The organism is Streptomyces sp. NPDC088261, assembly GCF_044740805.1.
Classification (GTDB): domain Bacteria; phylum Actinomycetota; class Actinomycetes; order Streptomycetales; family Streptomycetaceae; genus Streptomyces.
In genome coordinates, this window is the sequence record NZ_JBIURL010000004.1 from 186,800 (window position 1) to 202,203 (window position 15,404).

General features: G+C 73.5%; 12 protein-coding genes. 4 read left to right on the forward strand and 8 right to left on the reverse strand.

What is annotated here, in order from left to right; genetic code table 11:
• Positions 1–95: 95 nt before the first annotated feature.
• From ACIODU_RS10570 to ACIODU_RS10580, 3 genes are all read left to right on the forward strand, one after another.
• Positions 96–743, forward strand: coding sequence for a phosphatidylserine decarboxylase (locus ACIODU_RS10570; RefSeq protein ID WP_161309119.1), 648 nt, complete (start codon positions 96–98; stop codon positions 741–743).
• Positions 730–1,584 (forward strand): CDP-diacylglycerol--serine O-phosphatidyltransferase, encoded by an 855-nt coding sequence (gene pssA / locus ACIODU_RS10575; RefSeq protein WP_208298547.1) that lies wholly within the window; start codon positions 730–732, stop codon positions 1,582–1,584. Before ACIODU_RS10570 ends, pssA begins: the two co-directional genes overlap by 14 nt.
• A gap of 97 nt (positions 1,585–1,681) precedes the next feature.
• A complete protein-coding gene (locus tag ACIODU_RS10580; RefSeq protein WP_401766216.1) occupies positions 1,682–3,709 on the forward strand; it encodes an AMP-binding protein in 2,028 nt (675 codons plus the stop codon).
• A gap of 902 nt (positions 3,710–4,611) precedes the next feature.
• Here the strand turns inward: ACIODU_RS10580 and ACIODU_RS10585 are convergent.
• The 6 genes from ACIODU_RS10585 to ACIODU_RS10610 are packed head-to-tail and all read right to left on the reverse strand — an operon-like array spanning position 4,612 to position 11,413.
• Positions 4,612–6,429 carry a GNAT family N-acetyltransferase gene (locus ACIODU_RS10585; RefSeq protein ID WP_401766218.1) on the reverse strand — a complete coding sequence of 606 codons (1,818 nt, stop codon included), beginning with the start codon at positions 6,427–6,429 and terminating at the stop codon, positions 4,612–4,614.
• A 21-nt stretch (positions 6,430–6,450) separates the two neighbouring features.
• Positions 6,451–7,722 (reverse strand): ABC transporter substrate-binding protein, encoded by a 1,272-nt coding sequence (locus ACIODU_RS10590; RefSeq protein ID WP_401766221.1) that lies wholly within the window; start codon positions 7,720–7,722, stop codon positions 6,451–6,453.
• Positions 7,719–8,873: a branched-chain amino acid ABC transporter permease gene (locus ACIODU_RS10595; RefSeq protein ID WP_356422011.1), complete on the reverse strand. Its 1,155-nt coding sequence runs from the start codon at positions 8,871–8,873 to the stop codon at positions 7,719–7,721. The genes ACIODU_RS10590 and ACIODU_RS10595 overlap by 4 nt, the downstream gene beginning before the upstream one ends.
• Positions 8,866–9,756, reverse strand: a complete 891-nt coding sequence (locus ACIODU_RS10600) for a branched-chain amino acid ABC transporter permease (RefSeq protein WP_401766225.1) — start codon at positions 9,754–9,756, stop codon at positions 8,866–8,868. The genes ACIODU_RS10595 and ACIODU_RS10600 overlap by 8 nt, the downstream gene beginning before the upstream one ends.
• Positions 9,753–10,616, reverse strand: a complete 864-nt coding sequence (locus ACIODU_RS10605; protein ID WP_401766746.1) for an ABC transporter ATP-binding protein — start codon at positions 10,614–10,616, stop codon at positions 9,753–9,755. The genes ACIODU_RS10600 and ACIODU_RS10605 overlap by 4 nt, the downstream gene beginning before the upstream one ends.
• On the reverse strand, positions 10,613–11,413 hold the full coding sequence (locus ACIODU_RS10610; protein WP_401766228.1) for an ABC transporter ATP-binding protein: 801 nt from the start codon (positions 11,411–11,413) through the stop codon (positions 10,613–10,615). The genes ACIODU_RS10605 and ACIODU_RS10610 overlap by 4 nt, the downstream gene beginning before the upstream one ends.
• A 224-nt stretch (positions 11,414–11,637) precedes the next feature.
• Between ACIODU_RS10610 and ACIODU_RS10615 the strand changes: the two genes are divergently transcribed.
• On the forward strand, positions 11,638–12,837 hold the full coding sequence (locus ACIODU_RS10615) for a PucR family transcriptional regulator (protein ID WP_401766231.1): 1,200 nt from the start codon (positions 11,638–11,640) through the stop codon (positions 12,835–12,837).
• A gap of 25 nt (positions 12,838–12,862) precedes the next feature.
• Here ACIODU_RS10615 and ACIODU_RS10620 read toward each other — a convergent pair whose 3' ends face one another.
• Positions 12,863–14,038 carry a lipid II:glycine glycyltransferase FemX gene (locus tag ACIODU_RS10620; RefSeq protein WP_401766749.1) on the reverse strand — a complete coding sequence of 392 codons (1,176 nt, stop codon included), beginning with the start codon at positions 14,036–14,038 and terminating at the stop codon, positions 12,863–12,865.
• A gap of 156 nt (positions 14,039–14,194) precedes the next feature.
• The gene (locus ACIODU_RS10625) at positions 14,195–15,349 is read right to left on the reverse strand and encodes a glycerate kinase (protein ID WP_356422023.1); all 1,155 of its coding nucleotides are present in this window, start codon (positions 15,347–15,349) and stop codon (positions 14,195–14,197) included.
• Between the last annotated feature and the right edge of the window lie 55 nt (positions 15,350–15,404).

The following is a 15,404-nucleotide window of genomic DNA, read 5'->3' on the forward strand; positions in this document are numbered from 1 at the left end:
CTGGCTTGCTCAGTTGCTCGTCGCAACCGATACCATCGTTGTAAAGCCGCCGTCCCCCGTTGCCAGCGCGGCATCATCCGCTACGAAGGTCATCCATGCCCCACAGCCAAACCTCTGCACCACGCGGCCGGGTCCGCCTCGCGCGCGGAGCATCGCCGTGGCTTCTGCCGACCGTCGCCACCGCCGCGATCAGCCTGGTCAGGGCGCGCCACTCGCGGCGCGCCGCCGTTCTCGCCGTACCCGCCACCGCGCTCGCGGCGGGCATGCTGTGGTTCTTCCGCGACCCCGAGCGGGAGATCACCCAGGCCCGGGTCATCTCGCCGGCCGACGGAGTGGTGCAGAGCATCATGCCGTGGAAGGACGGGCGCACCCGGGTCGCCATCTTCATGAGCCCGCTGAACGTCCATGTGAACCGCGCCCCCCTCGCGGGCACGGTGACCTCGGTCGAGCACATCCCGGGCGGATTCGTCCCGGCGTTCAACAAGGAGAGCGAGAACAACGAGCGCGTTGTCTGGCACTTCGACACCGAGCTGGGCGACATCGAGATGGTGCAGATCGCGGGCGCCGTGGCCCGCCGCATCGTCCCGTACCTCCCCCAGGGCACCAAGGTGGAACAGGGCGAGCGCATCGGCCTCATCCGTTTCGGCTCACGCGTCGACATCTACCTTCCGGAAGGTGTCGATGTCGCCGTCGAGGTCGGTCAGACCACGACCGCAGGGGTGACTCGAATTGACCGTGATTGATCCCGAGACGCAAGCCGGCTGGGTCGCCGAGGCCCAGGCGGAGGACGACGCGGAGGACATGCCGCTGTCGATGAGACTGTCGATAGCGGACACACTCACGCTCGGTAACGCCACCTGCGGCTTCATGGCGGTGTACTTCACCACCACCGGCATCCTGATCCCGCACCTCACGGGCAGCGACGAGAGCGGCATGGCGCGGCACTCCGCCGCCACGGCCGTGATCCTCATGCTCTGCGCGGCGATCTTCGACCTGTTCGACGGACTGGTGGCGCGCAAGCTCCGCAGCTCGCCGATGGGCGCGGAGCTGGACAACCTCTCCGACCTGATCAGCTTCGGCCTCGCGCCGGCGTACTTCGTACTGGTGTACGGCATGGTCGCGGACGACGCGCATCAGCGGGTCTCGGCGCTGGCGGCGATCGTGGTGCTGCTGGCGGTGGTGCTCAGGCTGGCCAGATTCTCGTGTGTGACGATCAGGGACGGCATGTTCCAGGGCATGCCGAGCCCGTTCGGCGCACTGACGGTCATCTCGATCGTGCTGCTGGAGCTGCCGTTCGTACCGACGCTGCTCGCGATCATCGGGGTGGCGTGGCTGATGGTGAGCCGGGTCGAGTACCCGAAGCCGCGGGGGGTGCTCGCGGTGGCGATGCTCAGCTGGATCGTGGTCTCGATGGGGCTGCTGGCGGCCTGGGCGTTCGACGCGCCGGGAGGTCAGCTGCTGCTCCAGACGGGGTGTGCGCTCCAGGTGGTGACGGGGGCGGTGATTCCGCTCTTCGCCACGGCGCGGCGGGTGAACACGTTCCGCGACAACCGTCGCGAGGCGCGGGCGGCGCAGCTGCCGTAGCGGTCACGAGTTTGTACGGAAAGGGCCCGGGTGCTTTCGGCACCCGGGCCCTTTTGCGCCCTTCCTCACCCCTGTGCCGGTCTGGGATCATCGGCGGATGGCAGGGGGATCGATACATCAGCTGTTCGAAGATCACGTCCGCCGGGGGCCGGAGCGGACGGCGCTGATCGCGGGGCCGGCCCGGCTCACGTACGGGGAGCTGGACGCGGCGGCCGCCCGGCTGGCGGCCCGCCTGTCCGTGACGAAGGGGCTGCCCCCGCCGGGCGCGACGCTGGCCATCGCCACGGACCGGGGGCCGGACGCGGTGGTGGCGATGCTGGCGGTACTGAAGGCGGGGCACGCGTACACGGTGATCGCACCGGCCACGCCACGCCGGGAGATCGGGCGACGGCTGGAGGCCGTACGGGCGGGGGCCGTCCTGACTCACCGGGCGCTGCTGGCGGGGGTGGACGAGGGCGGGCGGCCCGCAGTGCTGCTGGACGAGGAGGACATCCCGGAGGACCGGCGGGTCTCGCCCCACGGGGCCGGCCGTACCGACGGCGCATCCGGGGCCCTGACGTCCGGCGCGGGCGGGGGCGTGAGCGGGGGCGACGGGGCACAAGGCGCGGCCACCGTCCTGTTCACCGCCGGGACCACCGGTGAGGCGAGGCCGGTCGCGTGCGGGCACGGCCTGCTGCGCGCGGCGCACGCGGCCTGGGCCGGGGTCCTCGGGCTGACGCCTGAGGACCGGCTGCTGACGCTCGCGCGGCCGGAGACGACCGACTTCACCGGCGCGTGGATACGGGCGCTGTGCTCGGGCGCGACGCTGGTCCTCGGCGACGGGGCGCGGGAGGTCGCAGCGGGCGGGTGGACCGCCGGCGGACCTGGTGCCGGCGGGCAGCCGGACGCCGCCGGATCGTACGCCGCCGGATCCCAGGCCGCCGGGCATCAGGCCCTGGCCGAGCGGGTCACCGTCGCCGAGGTGGGTCCGGCGGGGGCCGTCCGGCTGGTGGCGCGTGAGCTGCCCGAGCTGCGGCTGTTGCTCGTCGGTGGGGAGCCGCTGTCGCTCGGCGAGCAGCTCCGGCTCCAGGGGCTCCTTTCCGCGCCGGACGCCCGGGTGCTCGCGGTGTACGGGACCGCCGAGGTGGCCGGTTGCGGCACGTGGTTCGAGCCGCGGCAGCTCGCGGGCCCGGTCGCGCGTCCGGAGCGGGCCGCGTATCTCGGGGTGCCGTTCCCCGGCTGCGCGGCGGGGGTCCGCAAGGGCGAGATCTGGCTGACGCCGCCCGGGGGCGGGGACGCCGTGCCGACCGGGGACGTGGGGCGGCGGGAGGGGGACGGGCCGCTCGAGTTCCGGGGGCGGCTGGACCAGCGCGTCACGATCGCGGGCCGGACGGTGGACACGTACCGGATCGAGGCCGCGCTCGCCGGTCACCCGGAGGTCGAGGCGGCCGTGGTCACGGGCGAGCAGGGCCGTACCGGACAGCGGATTGTCGCCTTCGTCGTACCGGCCGAGGGCGCCACCCCGACGGCCGCGTCCCTGCGGGCCGGGCTGTCGGGTCTGGTCCCGGCGGGCGACCTGCCCGACCTGGTGGTCCGGCTGCGCGCGCTGCCGAGGAACGCGGCGGGGAAGGTCGACCGGGGCGCCCTGCCGTTGCCACCGCTCGCCGGGGCCGGCCGGGCCGTCGGCAAGGGAGGCAGCGGCGGCGGCGAGAGTGTGCCGGGCCACCTCGTGGCGGGCGGGGTCGTGGGGGTCGTCGCCTGCTTCCTGTCCTTCGCCCTGACCGATGTCTTCTGGCCGGGCGCCACGGACAGGACCGGGATCCCGGGCCCCTGGAGCGGCCTCTTCGGCCTGCTGTACGTCATCGAGGGTGTGGCCTTCGGCGTGGGGGCGGGGTTCCTGCTGGCGGGGCGGCGGGCGATGGTACGGCGGGGCGGTCCCGGCACGCTGACCACGCTGGCACACCTGGCGGTCGTCTGGCTCCTGGTGGCCTGGTGGCCGCAGGACAACTTCTACCGCCTGGCCACCAAACACGACTGGGAGCGCCAGGCCGCGCTGGTCTACTCCTTCAACGTCCCACTGATGCTGGCGGCGGCGATCGTGGCGCTATGGGCGATACGACGACCGGCGACGCCTCCGCCCAAGTAAGCGCGCCCCTCACCCACGAACGCCGGAACGCCCCCGCCGAAGCGGCCCTGCGCCCGACGGCGTACCTCCTGGGGGAGGTGCCCGCGAAGTGGCATCGGACCGGGGGACCACGGCGACCGGCGCGCGCGCTGGCACGGCAAAAGACCGACCTCGTACGGAACGTACCGGGCCAGTCCGCCGACGCCGCGAGCGCACACGCCAGGCCTCGTGGGACGGACGCCGCTTCGCGGACTTGGCCTGGGGCCGTCGTCATGGTGTCGGCGTGGGCCGGAGGGCCGCCGTGCGGAGGGCGGCTCGGGCGGTCGCGAGGCGCCGGGCGGCCTTGTGGCGGAGCCGGCAGGACGTGTCCGCGGCCTGGCGTCGGGGTCGGCCCGCGGCGGGCAAAATCAAGCCCGTCCGGCGATTGAGGACATCAGTAAGCCGCGCCCCCTGTGCGGTGAGGCCAGCGGGAGACTGGTCACCTCGGGTATGAACATCCGGACCAGCTCCTCCGCCCTGCCCAGAGCGCCTAGCGTCCGCGCGGCCAGCAGCACCCCCACGCACGGGGACGGTTCAAATGATGGGGAGCAGCGTCGCGCCGATCCTCGTACAGCGGACCGTCAAGTCGCCCAGCCAACCGCGCGGCGAGCGTGCACGCCAGGCCTCGCGGGACGGGCGCCGCTTCGCGGACTTGGCCTGGGGCCGTCGTCATGGTGTCGGCGTGGGCCGGAGGGCCGCCGTGCGGAGGGCGGCTCGGGCGGTCGCGAGGCGCCGGGCGGCCTTGTGGCGGAGCCGGCAGGACGTGTCCGCGGCCTGGCGTCGGGGGCCGACCCGCGGCGGGCAAAATCAAGCCCGTCCGGCGATTGAGGACATCAGTAAGCCGCGCCCCGTGCGGCGAGGCCAGCGGCGCGACCGGAGACTGGTCAGCCCGGGTCCGTGAACATCCCGCCCAGGTCACGGCTCGCGGTACGGACCAACTCCTCCGCCCTGTCCAGGACGACGAACGTTCGGGCAGCCAGCAGCACCCCCACCCAGGGGGACGGTTCGAACGCCGCGGTGGGGATGGTGGGGAGCAGCGTCGCGCCGATCCTCGTACAGCGGACCGTCAAGTCGTCCAGCCAGTCCATGAGTTCGGCGTCGGGCAGGCGCGCGCCCAGGGGGATCTGGTCCACCGAGCGCACCACATGGGCGCCGCCCCTCGTCTCGTCCAGGCGGGCCTTCGCCATGAAGGCCACCGAAGGGCCCGTGAGCCGGAGGTTGATTTCCGTGGGGGCGAGGCGGCCCCCGGGCGCGGCGACGAAGTCGACGTCGTACCAGCCCCGGTAGCCGTTCGCCGCCAGTTCCCGGCCGACCGCTTCGCCGAAGGTCCGTGCGGCCGTCTCCACCCGGTCGGGTACGGCTCCGGGGCCCACCGTCACGCCCTGGTAGGCCGTGCCGCGTACGTCCATCGCGCCGACGCCGACCGTGTGCACCCTGCCCGCCGCGTCCACCACCCCGTCGTACGTCGGATCGCCGGGGGACGTGGTGTCGGTCAGATACTCCTCCACGAGGAGAGGTCCGGCCGGCAGCCCGCGCAGCGCGGGCACCAAGTGGCGGGGAGACGTGATCACCCGAGTGCCCGAACCACCCACGCCGTGCTCGGTCTTGACGACACTGCCCGCACCGGAGAGCGCCCGCACCGCGATCCGCCGTGCGGCGGCGGCGCGGCCGGGGACGTGCCACTGCGCGGGGACGGTGATGTCCGGGTGGGCCGGGGCCAGCGCGGTGAAGAGCGCGTGGGACGCCCGCTTGGACTCGTGACGCAGGGCGCCGGGCGGGAGCGGGAGGCCGGACAGCTCCGCCGAGGCGGCGGTGTGGCCCCAGGCGACGAAGGGCACACCGAGGCCGCGCAGCCGGGCGGCGAGGGCGGGGCGGGCCAGGACACCGGCCGCCAGGGTGGCGAAGTGATCACCGGAGCGATCATCGTTGCGGTCGGCAGAGCCTTCGCCGGAAACGGCATCACCGCCGCCGACGCGGCCGCCAAGGTCGCCGCCGCCAGGCCGCCCGTCTCCCACGTCGTCGTACATCTCCACCTGTTCCCACGCCAGTTGCCGCTCCAGCAACCCGATCCAGCCGGCCGGGACGGCCCGGGGCAGGACCACCGCGGCCGGATGAGGCCCGATCAGCGCCGCCAGGCACGCATAGTGCCCGGCCGCCCGCAGCCCCGCCGGGCTCACCGGCCCGAACTGGGCCTGGAATTCCGCGACATTGCCCAGGTGTACGGCCCGCCGCCCCCCGGTCCACGCCCGCAGCCACCCCGCACGCGCGGGCAACTCCACCTGGAGCAGGGGCAGTGGGCCGCCCCCGGGGACGGCCCGGGCGCCGAGGGCGCGGTAGAAGCCGACCGCGTGCGGGTCGGAGTGGATCGTGAGCCGGGTGAAGCCGGCCGCGCGGGCGGTGTCGAGGAGGTGTGCGTACAGCGTCCTGCCGATGCCACGGCCGATCAGGCCCGGCTCCACGAACAGCAGGCCGAGTGTGCCGTCCGGGGCCTCGCCCTCCAGCGAGGCCACACCGAGGAGTTCCCCGGACCGCGCGTCCTCCGCGACCACCACCCGCCGGACCGCCAACTCGTCGGCCGCGAGGGTGAGTTCGTCCCGGCAGGCCGCCAGGAACGCGGCGTCGTACCCCCAGTGCGCCTTCGACCGCAGCATGAGCGCACTCAGGGTCCGCGCCTCGTCGGGGCGGGCGTTCCGTATCCGCACGCCCCGACTGTAGACCGGACCTCAGCCGCCGACCTGGAAGGACTCCGCCGCCTTCGCGACCTCGGCGGGGCGCACCACGCGCAGGCCGCCGGGGACCTTGTCGTCCGGCTTCATGATCACGGACTCGCGGGTGGACGGCGCCGCCGGGTCGGAGAAGTCGTGCGTGATGCCGAAGCCGCTCCGGTACGCGGTCACGGTGAGCAGCGCCTTGCCGACCCCCTCCCGCGTCAGGTCCTTCGCCGCGCAGGCCTTCTTGAGGACATCGCCGTAGACCTGCCCGGCGGTGTATCCGGCGACCACGCCGTTGTCGAGCACGTCCTCGGGGTAGGCCGCCGCGTACTCCTTCGCGAGCTTCGCCGGGGCCGGTTCCCCGGAGCCGATGGGGAGGGTGGAGGAGGCGACGTAGTAGTCCTTCATCAGGGCGGGTCCGGCCGGGGTGGCGAGGAGTTGGGGCGCGAAGGCGGAGTTGTTCCCGATGACCGGCACCTGGAAGCCGGTGGCCGCGGCGACCCCGACGAGCGAGGCGGCCTGGCGGGGGCCCGCGCTGACGATGACCGCCTTGACGCCGGCCCGCTTGAGCGCGGCGACCTGAGCCGACATGTCGTTGTCCGTCGGTTTGATCTTCTGCTCGACGACGGTCAACCCGGCCTGCTGGGCGGCGTACTTGGACCCCACGAGCGCGTTCTCGCCGTAGTCGCCCTCGAAGTAGACATGGCCGATCTTGTCGCCCTTCGCGACGCGCTTCTGCGCGAGGAGGTAGTCGACGGCGTTGATGGTCTCGACGTCGTACGTGGCACCGATCACACGGACGTACGGGCTGCCGAGGAGCGACGCCGACCACGCCTGCGGGAGCACAAGTCCCTTGTCCTGGCCGTCGATGCGCGGCTCGACGGCGGCGACGAACGGCGAGCCGATGAACTGGGCGAAGCCGAGGACCCCGGGGGCGAGTTCAGTGTACGCGGCGACGGCCTTCTGCGGGTCGTAGCCGTGGTCGCGTACGGTCAGCTCGATCGTACGGCCACAGATCCCGCCCGCCGCGTTGGTCTGCTTCGCCCACAACTGCTGGGCCTGGGTGACGCTTTTGCCGAGGGAGGCGTACACGCCGGTCATGTCGGTGAGTACGCCGAGCTTGATGGTCTTCGCGGTGACGCCGACCCCGGTCCGTACTCCCCCGGCGTCCTCGCTCTTCGTGTCCTTCTCGGTGGCCTTCCCGCTGCACGCGGTGAGGGCGAGGGCCAGGGCGGCCAGGAGTGCGGCGCCGCCTCTCAGGGTGTGACGGGCTGATGGGGTCATGTCTTCTCCCGTGAGGACCGTGGGGACAGAGTCGGGCGGGTGAGACCGCCGGGCAGGAACAGGACCACCGCGACGATCGCGGCGCCGTACAGGTAGCGGGAGGCCTCACCGGGGGCGAGACCTCCGGTGCCGGGGTCGGAGACCAGCGGCAGGCTGTCGCTGTAGTGGGTGAGGAGTTGGGGCAGCAGCGAGACGAAGGCGGCGCCGACGACGGCGCCCGCGACGGTCCCGAGACCGCCGATGACGATCATCGCCAGGTATTCGAGGGCGAGGACCATGCCGAAGTAGTCGGGCACGGTGCGCTGGAAGAGCAGGGCGAGCAGGACGCCGGCGAGCCCCGCGTACATCGAGGACAGGACGAAGACGGCGGCGCGGTAACGGGCCACCGGGACGCCCATCACCCCGGCGGCGACGCGGTGGTCGCGGATGGCGTTCATGGCGCGTCCCGGCCGTCCGCGCAGCACGCCGCGGGCGAAGAGGCCGCCCGCGAGGAGGGCGGCGAGGCCCGCGTACCAGAGTTTCTCCGAGGAGTGGAAGGGGACGGCCGCCACGACGGTCTCCGTGTCGTCGAAGGTGACGCCGAAGAGGGAGAGCGGCGGGACGGCCCGGCCGTTGAACCCCCCTGTCAGGTCACCGGCGTTGAAGAGGAGGTGCTGGCCGATGAAGATCAGGGCGAGGGTGGCGATGCCCAGGTACGCGCCGCGCAGCCGGCCCGCGATGGGGCTGAACAGGCCGCCGGCCAGGCCCGCGAGGAGGACGGCGAGGACGGCGGCCAGCCAGGTGGGCAGGCCCAGGCCGACGAGGCGGTGGCCGTTCTCGGCGCGGCCGTCGCCGGCGAAGACGCAGTAGCCGTACGCGCCGACGGCGAGGAAGAAGGCGTGTCCCATGGAGAGTTGGCCGGTGGCGCCGGTGAGCAGGTTGAGGCCGATGGCGCCGATCGCGGCGGCCATCGCGAAGAGGCCGGCCTGGAGCCAGAAGCGGTCGGCGTAGAAGGGGAGGGCGAGGAGGACGACGGTGGTGGCGGTCCACAGGTAGGGGCGGGGGCCGGCGGGGAGGCGCCCGTGTCGGCGGGGGCGGTCGAGTCGCTTGGCGGGGCCGGACTTTGACGAGCCGTCAGCGGTCGAGCCCTCAGGGGTGCGGACGTCAGACACGGGCCGGCTCCTTCGTGCCGAAGAGACCGGCGGGCCGGACGAGGAGGACGGCGACCATCACGAGGTAGGGCGCGAGATCGCCGATCCCCCGTCCCAGGAAGGCCAGATCGCTCTGGTAGCCGGTGGCGAGGGATTCGGTGACCCCCACGATCAGTCCGCCCGCCAGGGCGCCGGTGGTCGAGTCGAGGCCGCCGAGGATGGCGGCGGGGAAGGCCTTGAGGGCGGCGAGGGAGGTGGCGCGTTCGAGGCCGGGGGTCGGGAAGACGGTGAGGAAGAGCGCGGCGACAGCGGCGAGCGCCCCGGCGACCGCCCACGCGGAGAGCGAGACGCGGCCGAGCCGTACGCCCATCAGCGCGGCGGTGGTGGGGTTCTCGGCCGCCGCGCGCATGGCGACGCCCCAGGTGGTGTACCGGAAGGCGAGCAGGAACGCGGTGATGAGCAGGGCGGCGGCGACGAACGCGGCGACCCGGGTCTGGGCGAGGGTTACGCCGCCGAAGGTGAGGACGCGGTCGCCCCAGGGGTCGCCGAGCGCGAGCACGTCCGTGCCGAGGCGGCGGGTGAGTTCGGTGGTGAGCAGGATGTCGACGCCGATGGTGACGATGGCGAGGACGCTGTGGTCGGAGCCCCGGTAGCGGCGCATCACCAGGAACTCGACGGCGGACCCGACCACCGCCGCGCCCGCGACGCCGACGGCGAGCGCGGGCCAGAAGCCGAGGTCGTCGTGGAGGACGGCGGTGAGGTAGCCGCCCGCCAGGAGGAGGGACGCGTGGGCGAAGTTGACGACCTCGGTGGCCTTGAAGATGACCACGAAGCCGAGGGCGATCAGGGCGTAGACGGAGCCCATCGACAGGCCGCCGAGGAGGAGTTCGATGAAGGTGGTCACGGCGTCGGCTCCTGCTCGGCGGGGTCGGGCGCGGCGTCGGCGCCCAGGTAGGCGCGTACGACGGCGGGATCGTTCTGTACGCGCGCGGGCGGGCCGCTCGCGATGCCGCGGCCGAAGTCGAGGACGGTCACCGTGTCGGCGAGCCGCATCACCACCCCCATGTCGTGTTCGACGAGCACGATCGAGATGCCGAGGCTGTCGCGCACCCCGGAGACGACGGCGGCCGTACGGCGCCGTTCGTCGGCGGTCATCCCGGCGACGGGCTCGTCCAGGAGGAGCACGCGGGGCTCCATGCAGAGGGCGCGGCCCAGTTCGACGAGTTTCTGTTTGCCGTACGGGAGGGTCCCGGCCGGGCGGTCGAGGTCGTCGGCGAGCCCGACGAACTCGGCGATCTCGGCGACCCTGGCCCGGTGGCGGCGGGCCTCGCGGGCGGCGGAGGGCAGCCCGAGCCCGGTGGCGAGGAACCCGGCGCGGGTGAGCCGGTGGCGGCCGAGCAGCATGCTGTCGGCGACGGTGGCGTGCGGGGGCAGGGCGAGGTTCTGGAACGTACGGGCGATGCCGAGGGCGGCGATCCGGTGCGGGGCGAGGCCGGTCAGCTCGGTGTCACCGAGACGGACGCTGCCGGCCGTGGCCCGGTAGACACCGGAAAGGACGTTGAAGCAGGTGGACTTGCCGGCGCCGTTGGGTCCGATGACGGCGTGCACACTGCCGGGCTCGACGGTGAAGGAGACGCCGTCGAGAGCGGTGAGCCCGGCGAAGCGGACGGTGAGGTCGGTGAGGGTCAGGGTGGGGGGCGCGTCGGGGCCCGGTGGCGAGGTGGGCGGCTTCGTGGCGGGCGGGGGGTTGGGGGGCGGGTTCATGCGGTCCACCGCCTCAGGGTCGGGGCGGAGGCGACCGCGTCGGCCGCGTCCGCCGCCGCCGATTCGTCGGCCACGCCCAGGTAGCGGCGTCTCACCTCGTCCGACGCCGCCAGGGTCGCCGCGGCGCCTTCGAGGGTGACCTCGCCGACCTCCAGGACGTAGGCCGTCGAGGCCAGCCGCAGGGCGATCGCCGCGTTCTGTTCCACCAGCAGGACCGACGTGCCGGTGGCGTTGATCTCCTGGACGGTCTCCGCGATCCGCGCGGCCATCAGCGGGGCCAGTCCCAGCGACGGCTCGTCCAGGAGCAGCAGCTTCGGCCGGGCCATCAATGCCCGTCCCAGCGCCAGCATTTGCTGCTCGCCGCCGGAGAGGAGCCCGGCTCGCTGCTGCGCGCGGTCCGCGAGTACGGGGAACAGCTCCCGTACCCGTGCCAGGCTCCGCGCGGCCTCCTTGCGGCCGCCCCGCGCCCCCAGCGCACCCGCCCGCAGGTTGTCCGCGACCGTCATCCGGGCGAACACCTGCCGCCCCTCCGGGACATGGACCACCCCCGCGGCGACCACCCGGGCCGGCGCGAGCCCGTCCAGCGGGCGGCCGTCGAACCGGACCGTGCCCGCGCCCGCCCTCCCCCGGTGGAACCGGAGGGTGCGTGAAATGGCGCGCAGCAGCGTGGACTTGCCCGCGCCGTTCCCACCGAGCACGGCGACGATCCGGCCGGGCGGCACGTCGAGGGACACCTCGCGCAGGGCCCGCACCGGACCGTAACCGACGGACAGCGCACGCACTTCGAGCGCGGTCATCCCAGGGCCTCCGTTCCTCCGGGCCGCCCGGGGGCGGCCGTCCGTCCGGAGCCACACCACAACACCGGGCGGTGGCAGCGTCCACGACGCCGGGCACAATCGCTGCCGATGACCAGCGGCGCACCGCCCCCGTTGTGCACGCGCACAACACCGCACGGCGGTCCTGGAGCTCTTCCGGCCGGGGGGCTGTCCCGCCGGGGCCGTCGATGGCATCCTCACGAGCCATGGGTGGCCACCGAGCGCGTACCGATCGCGAGTGGTCCGTTCTGGCGAGCGCCTCGCGCGCGCTGCTGGACCGGGTACCACGCCTCACCGACCAGCTGATCGAGGAACTGCGCGCGCATTCCGTCCAGTTCGACCTCGCCGTGCCGCGCGACGAGCACTGGCAGCAGATCGACCGGGCCATGCGGTACGGCATCGAGGCGATCACCGCGCCGCGCGACGCGCCCCGGCCCGACCTGGAGTACGCCAGGGCCCTGGGCCGGCGCCGGGCCGAACAGGGGCTGGCGCTCGACCTCCTCCTGCACGCCTACCGGCACGCGGGCTATCTGGTCTGGGACGAACTGCTGCGGATCGTCGGCGAACAGGACCCGGCGGACCTGCCGTTACTGGTGCACACGGCGTCCCACATGTGGTCGGGGGTGGATGTCCAGGCGACCGCGGTGGCGGAGGCGTACCGGACGACGGAGCGGGAAATGCACCGACGCAGTGACGAACGGGTCCAGGCGTTGCTGGACGCCCTGCTGGAGGGCCGGGCCTCACCGGGGCTCGCGGCCCGCGCGGCGGCGGGTCTCGATCTGCCGGAGCAGGGGCGGTACGCGGTGGTCGTGGTCCGGGTCGAACGGCAGGGCGGGCGCGAGCCGTTCGAGCGGATCACCGCCGCCGAGGGCATGCGGTTCTTCTGGCGGATGCGGGCCGACTGCGAGATCGCGGTGGTGGCCCTGGAGCCGGACGCCGGACTCGCCGAGCTGGCCGAGGAGTTGGGCCGGCCCTGTCCAGGGCCCGGCGGGATCAGCCCGGTGGTGGAGAGCCTCGCCGAGCTGGGCCTGGCGCGGAGACTGGCCGAGACGGCGTTACGGACGATCGCGCCCGGCTCCCAGCTGATGGTCCGTCTCGACGCCTGCTTACCCACGGCGTTGGTGGTCAGCCAGCCGGAACTCGCCGCCCGGCTGATCGCGGACGTCTTCGGCCCGCTGCTCGAACTCGACCCGTCCGACCGGGCCGTACTGCTGGAGACGCTGGACGCCTGGCTGGAGTACGGCGGTTCGGCGGGGCGGGCGGCCACCCGGCTGTACTGCCACCGGAACACGGTGTTCAACCGGCTGCGCCGGCTGGAACACCTCACGTCCCGTTCGCTGTCCCGGCCCCGGGACCTGATCGAGATGACCCTGGCCCTGGACGCGTTCCGGCTGACACCGGGGTGACAAGGATCTTGCCCGAACACAGGACTCAGCGGCGGCCCATGTACAGCTGGAACGCCTTGTGCAGCGGCTTGTTGAGCGGGAAGTCCCACTCGCCCAGATACTCGGCGGCCTCGCCGCCCGTACCGGCCTTGAAGCGCAGCAGCCCCAACAGGTGGTTGCCCTCGTCGAGGGTGTCGGTGATGCCGCGCAGGTCGTAGACGCGCGCCCCGTCCGCGTGCGCGTCGCTCAACATCCGCCACTGAATGGCGTTGTTGGGCTGCACCTCCCGGCGGCGGGAGGTGGAGGCGCCGTACGAGTACCAGACGTGGTCGCCGACGGTGAGCATCGTGGCGGCGGACAGGATCTCGCCGTCGTGGTGGGCGAGGTAGAGCCGCATGCGGTCGGGATCCTCGGCCGTGAGCGCGGTCCACATGCGCTCGAAGTACGGCAGCGGCCTGGGCAGGAACCGGTCGCGTTCCGCGGTCTCCCGGTACAGCGTGTAGAAGGCCGGCAGGTCGTCGTACCCGCCCCGGACGACCTTGACCCCGGCCTTCTCGGCCTTCTTGATGTTGCGGCGCCACTGCTGGTTGAAGCCCTGCTGGATCTCCGCCAGCGACCGTCCTTCGAGCGGGACCTGGAAGACGTACCGGGGCTGTCCCGCCGCGAATCCGTCCCCGGCCTGGTCCTCGCCCCGCCGCCAGCCCAGCTCGCGCAGCCGGTCGGCGACGCGCAGGGCGCGGGGGTCGGTGGTGGTGGCCGTGACGTCCCGCAGCCGGTGCGCGGCCGGGTCGGCGACGGCGGCCTTGAGCGCGTCGGCGTCCCAGCGGCGGGCGACGACCGGCGGGCCCATCTTCACCGAGAAGGCGCGCCGGGACGTGAGGTGGGCGAGCATCGGGGCGAGCCAGGCGGCCAGGTCGCCGCCGTACCAGTCGATGACGGGTCCCTCGGGCAGATAGGCCAGGTACCGCTTGATCCTGGGCAGCGGCCGGTAGAGGACGAGCCCCGCCCCGACCATCCGCCCGCCGCCGCGCGCCCCGCCGGGACCACCGGTGTACGCCGCCTCGCCGGCGTGCTCGCCGTCCTCGAACCAGCCCACGCTCTCCGCCCGCCAGTCCGGCTTGACGTCTCCCCAGGACGGGACCTGCATGTGGCTGGCGGAGGGTCGGGCACGGACGAAGTCCAGGTGCTCCTCGCGGGTGATCGTCCTCAGTCGGTAGCTGATGCTCATGGTCCAGTCATACGTGCCGTACGGTCCGGCGCGGAGCGGACACGCGAAGGGGCGGCCCAGAGGATGACGCTCCCGGCCCGGCCGGGTCCTGGAAGCCGCTCCCCAGGACCCGGCCGAGCCGGGGAGCCTGCTCTCAGGACAGGCAATCGCTCACGTCAGGAAGTCCCTCCCGATGTCCTCCGCCAGTCTCTCCAGCAGCGGCCCCGCCTCGGCCATGCACACCGCCGGGTCCTTCTCCAGGTCCGTGAGGGCGTACGCGCGGCGGATGCCCGCCCTGCCCAGGGCCTCCGGTGGCAGCGCCAGGCGACCGCAGACGGCGATGACCTCGACGTTCTTCGCGCGGGCCGCCGCGGCGACCCCCGCAGGCGCCTTGCCGTGGAGCGTCTGCTCGTCCAGGGAGCCCTCCCCCGTGACGACCAGCGTCGCCCGGGACAGCGCGGCGGCGAAGCCGAGGACGTCGAGCATCACCTCGATGCCGGGGCGGAAGCTCGCGTGGAGGCCGACGAGGGCGCCGTAGCCGATCCCGCCCGCCGCCCCCGCGCCCGGGGACAGCGCGAGCCGCGCCGCCCGGGAGCCGAGGGACGCCTCCAGGACCGTGACGTAGTGGGCGAGGGCCGCGTCCAGGACCGCCACGTCCTCCGGGCTCGCGCCCTTCTGCGGTCCGTACACGGCCGGCGCGCCCTTGGGCCCGGTCAGTGGATTGTCGACATCACTGGCCAGGACGATGTCCGTCCTGGCGAGCCGCGGGTCCAGTCCGGAGAGGTCGGCGGTGGCCAGCTCCCGCAGCCCGCCGCCGCCCGGCGGGACGGGCGTGCCGTCCGCGGTCAGGAAACGGGCGCCGAGCGCGGCCAGCATGCCCGCGCCGCCGTCCGTCGTGGCGCTGCCGCCCACACCGAAGACGATGGTGTGCGCCCCCGCGTCGAGCGCCGCGCGCAGCAGCTCGCCGGAGCCGTACGTACTGGCCGTGAGCGGCGCGAACACCCCGCCGGGCAGATGGGCCAGGCCGGAGGCCTCCGCCATCTCCACGACCGCCGTGCCGTCCCGGAGGGCGAAGGCGGCGGTCAGCTCGTCGCCGAGCGGTCCACTGACCCGTACCTCGTGCCGTTCGAATCCCGCCGCCACCGCGGCGGCCACCGTGCCGTCACCGCCGTCCGCGACGGGCATCGTCTCGACCGCCACGTGCGGCGCGATCCGGTGCAGCCCGGCCGTCACCCGCTCGGCGACCTGCACAGCCGTCAGCGACCCCTTGAACTTGTCCGCCGCGATGAGTACGCGCGCGGTGTCGGTTACTGCTCCGTCCGTCACGTTGTTATCCCTTGCTGTCGAACAGGCAGTCGCGCCCCGCGCCGACCCTATCCGC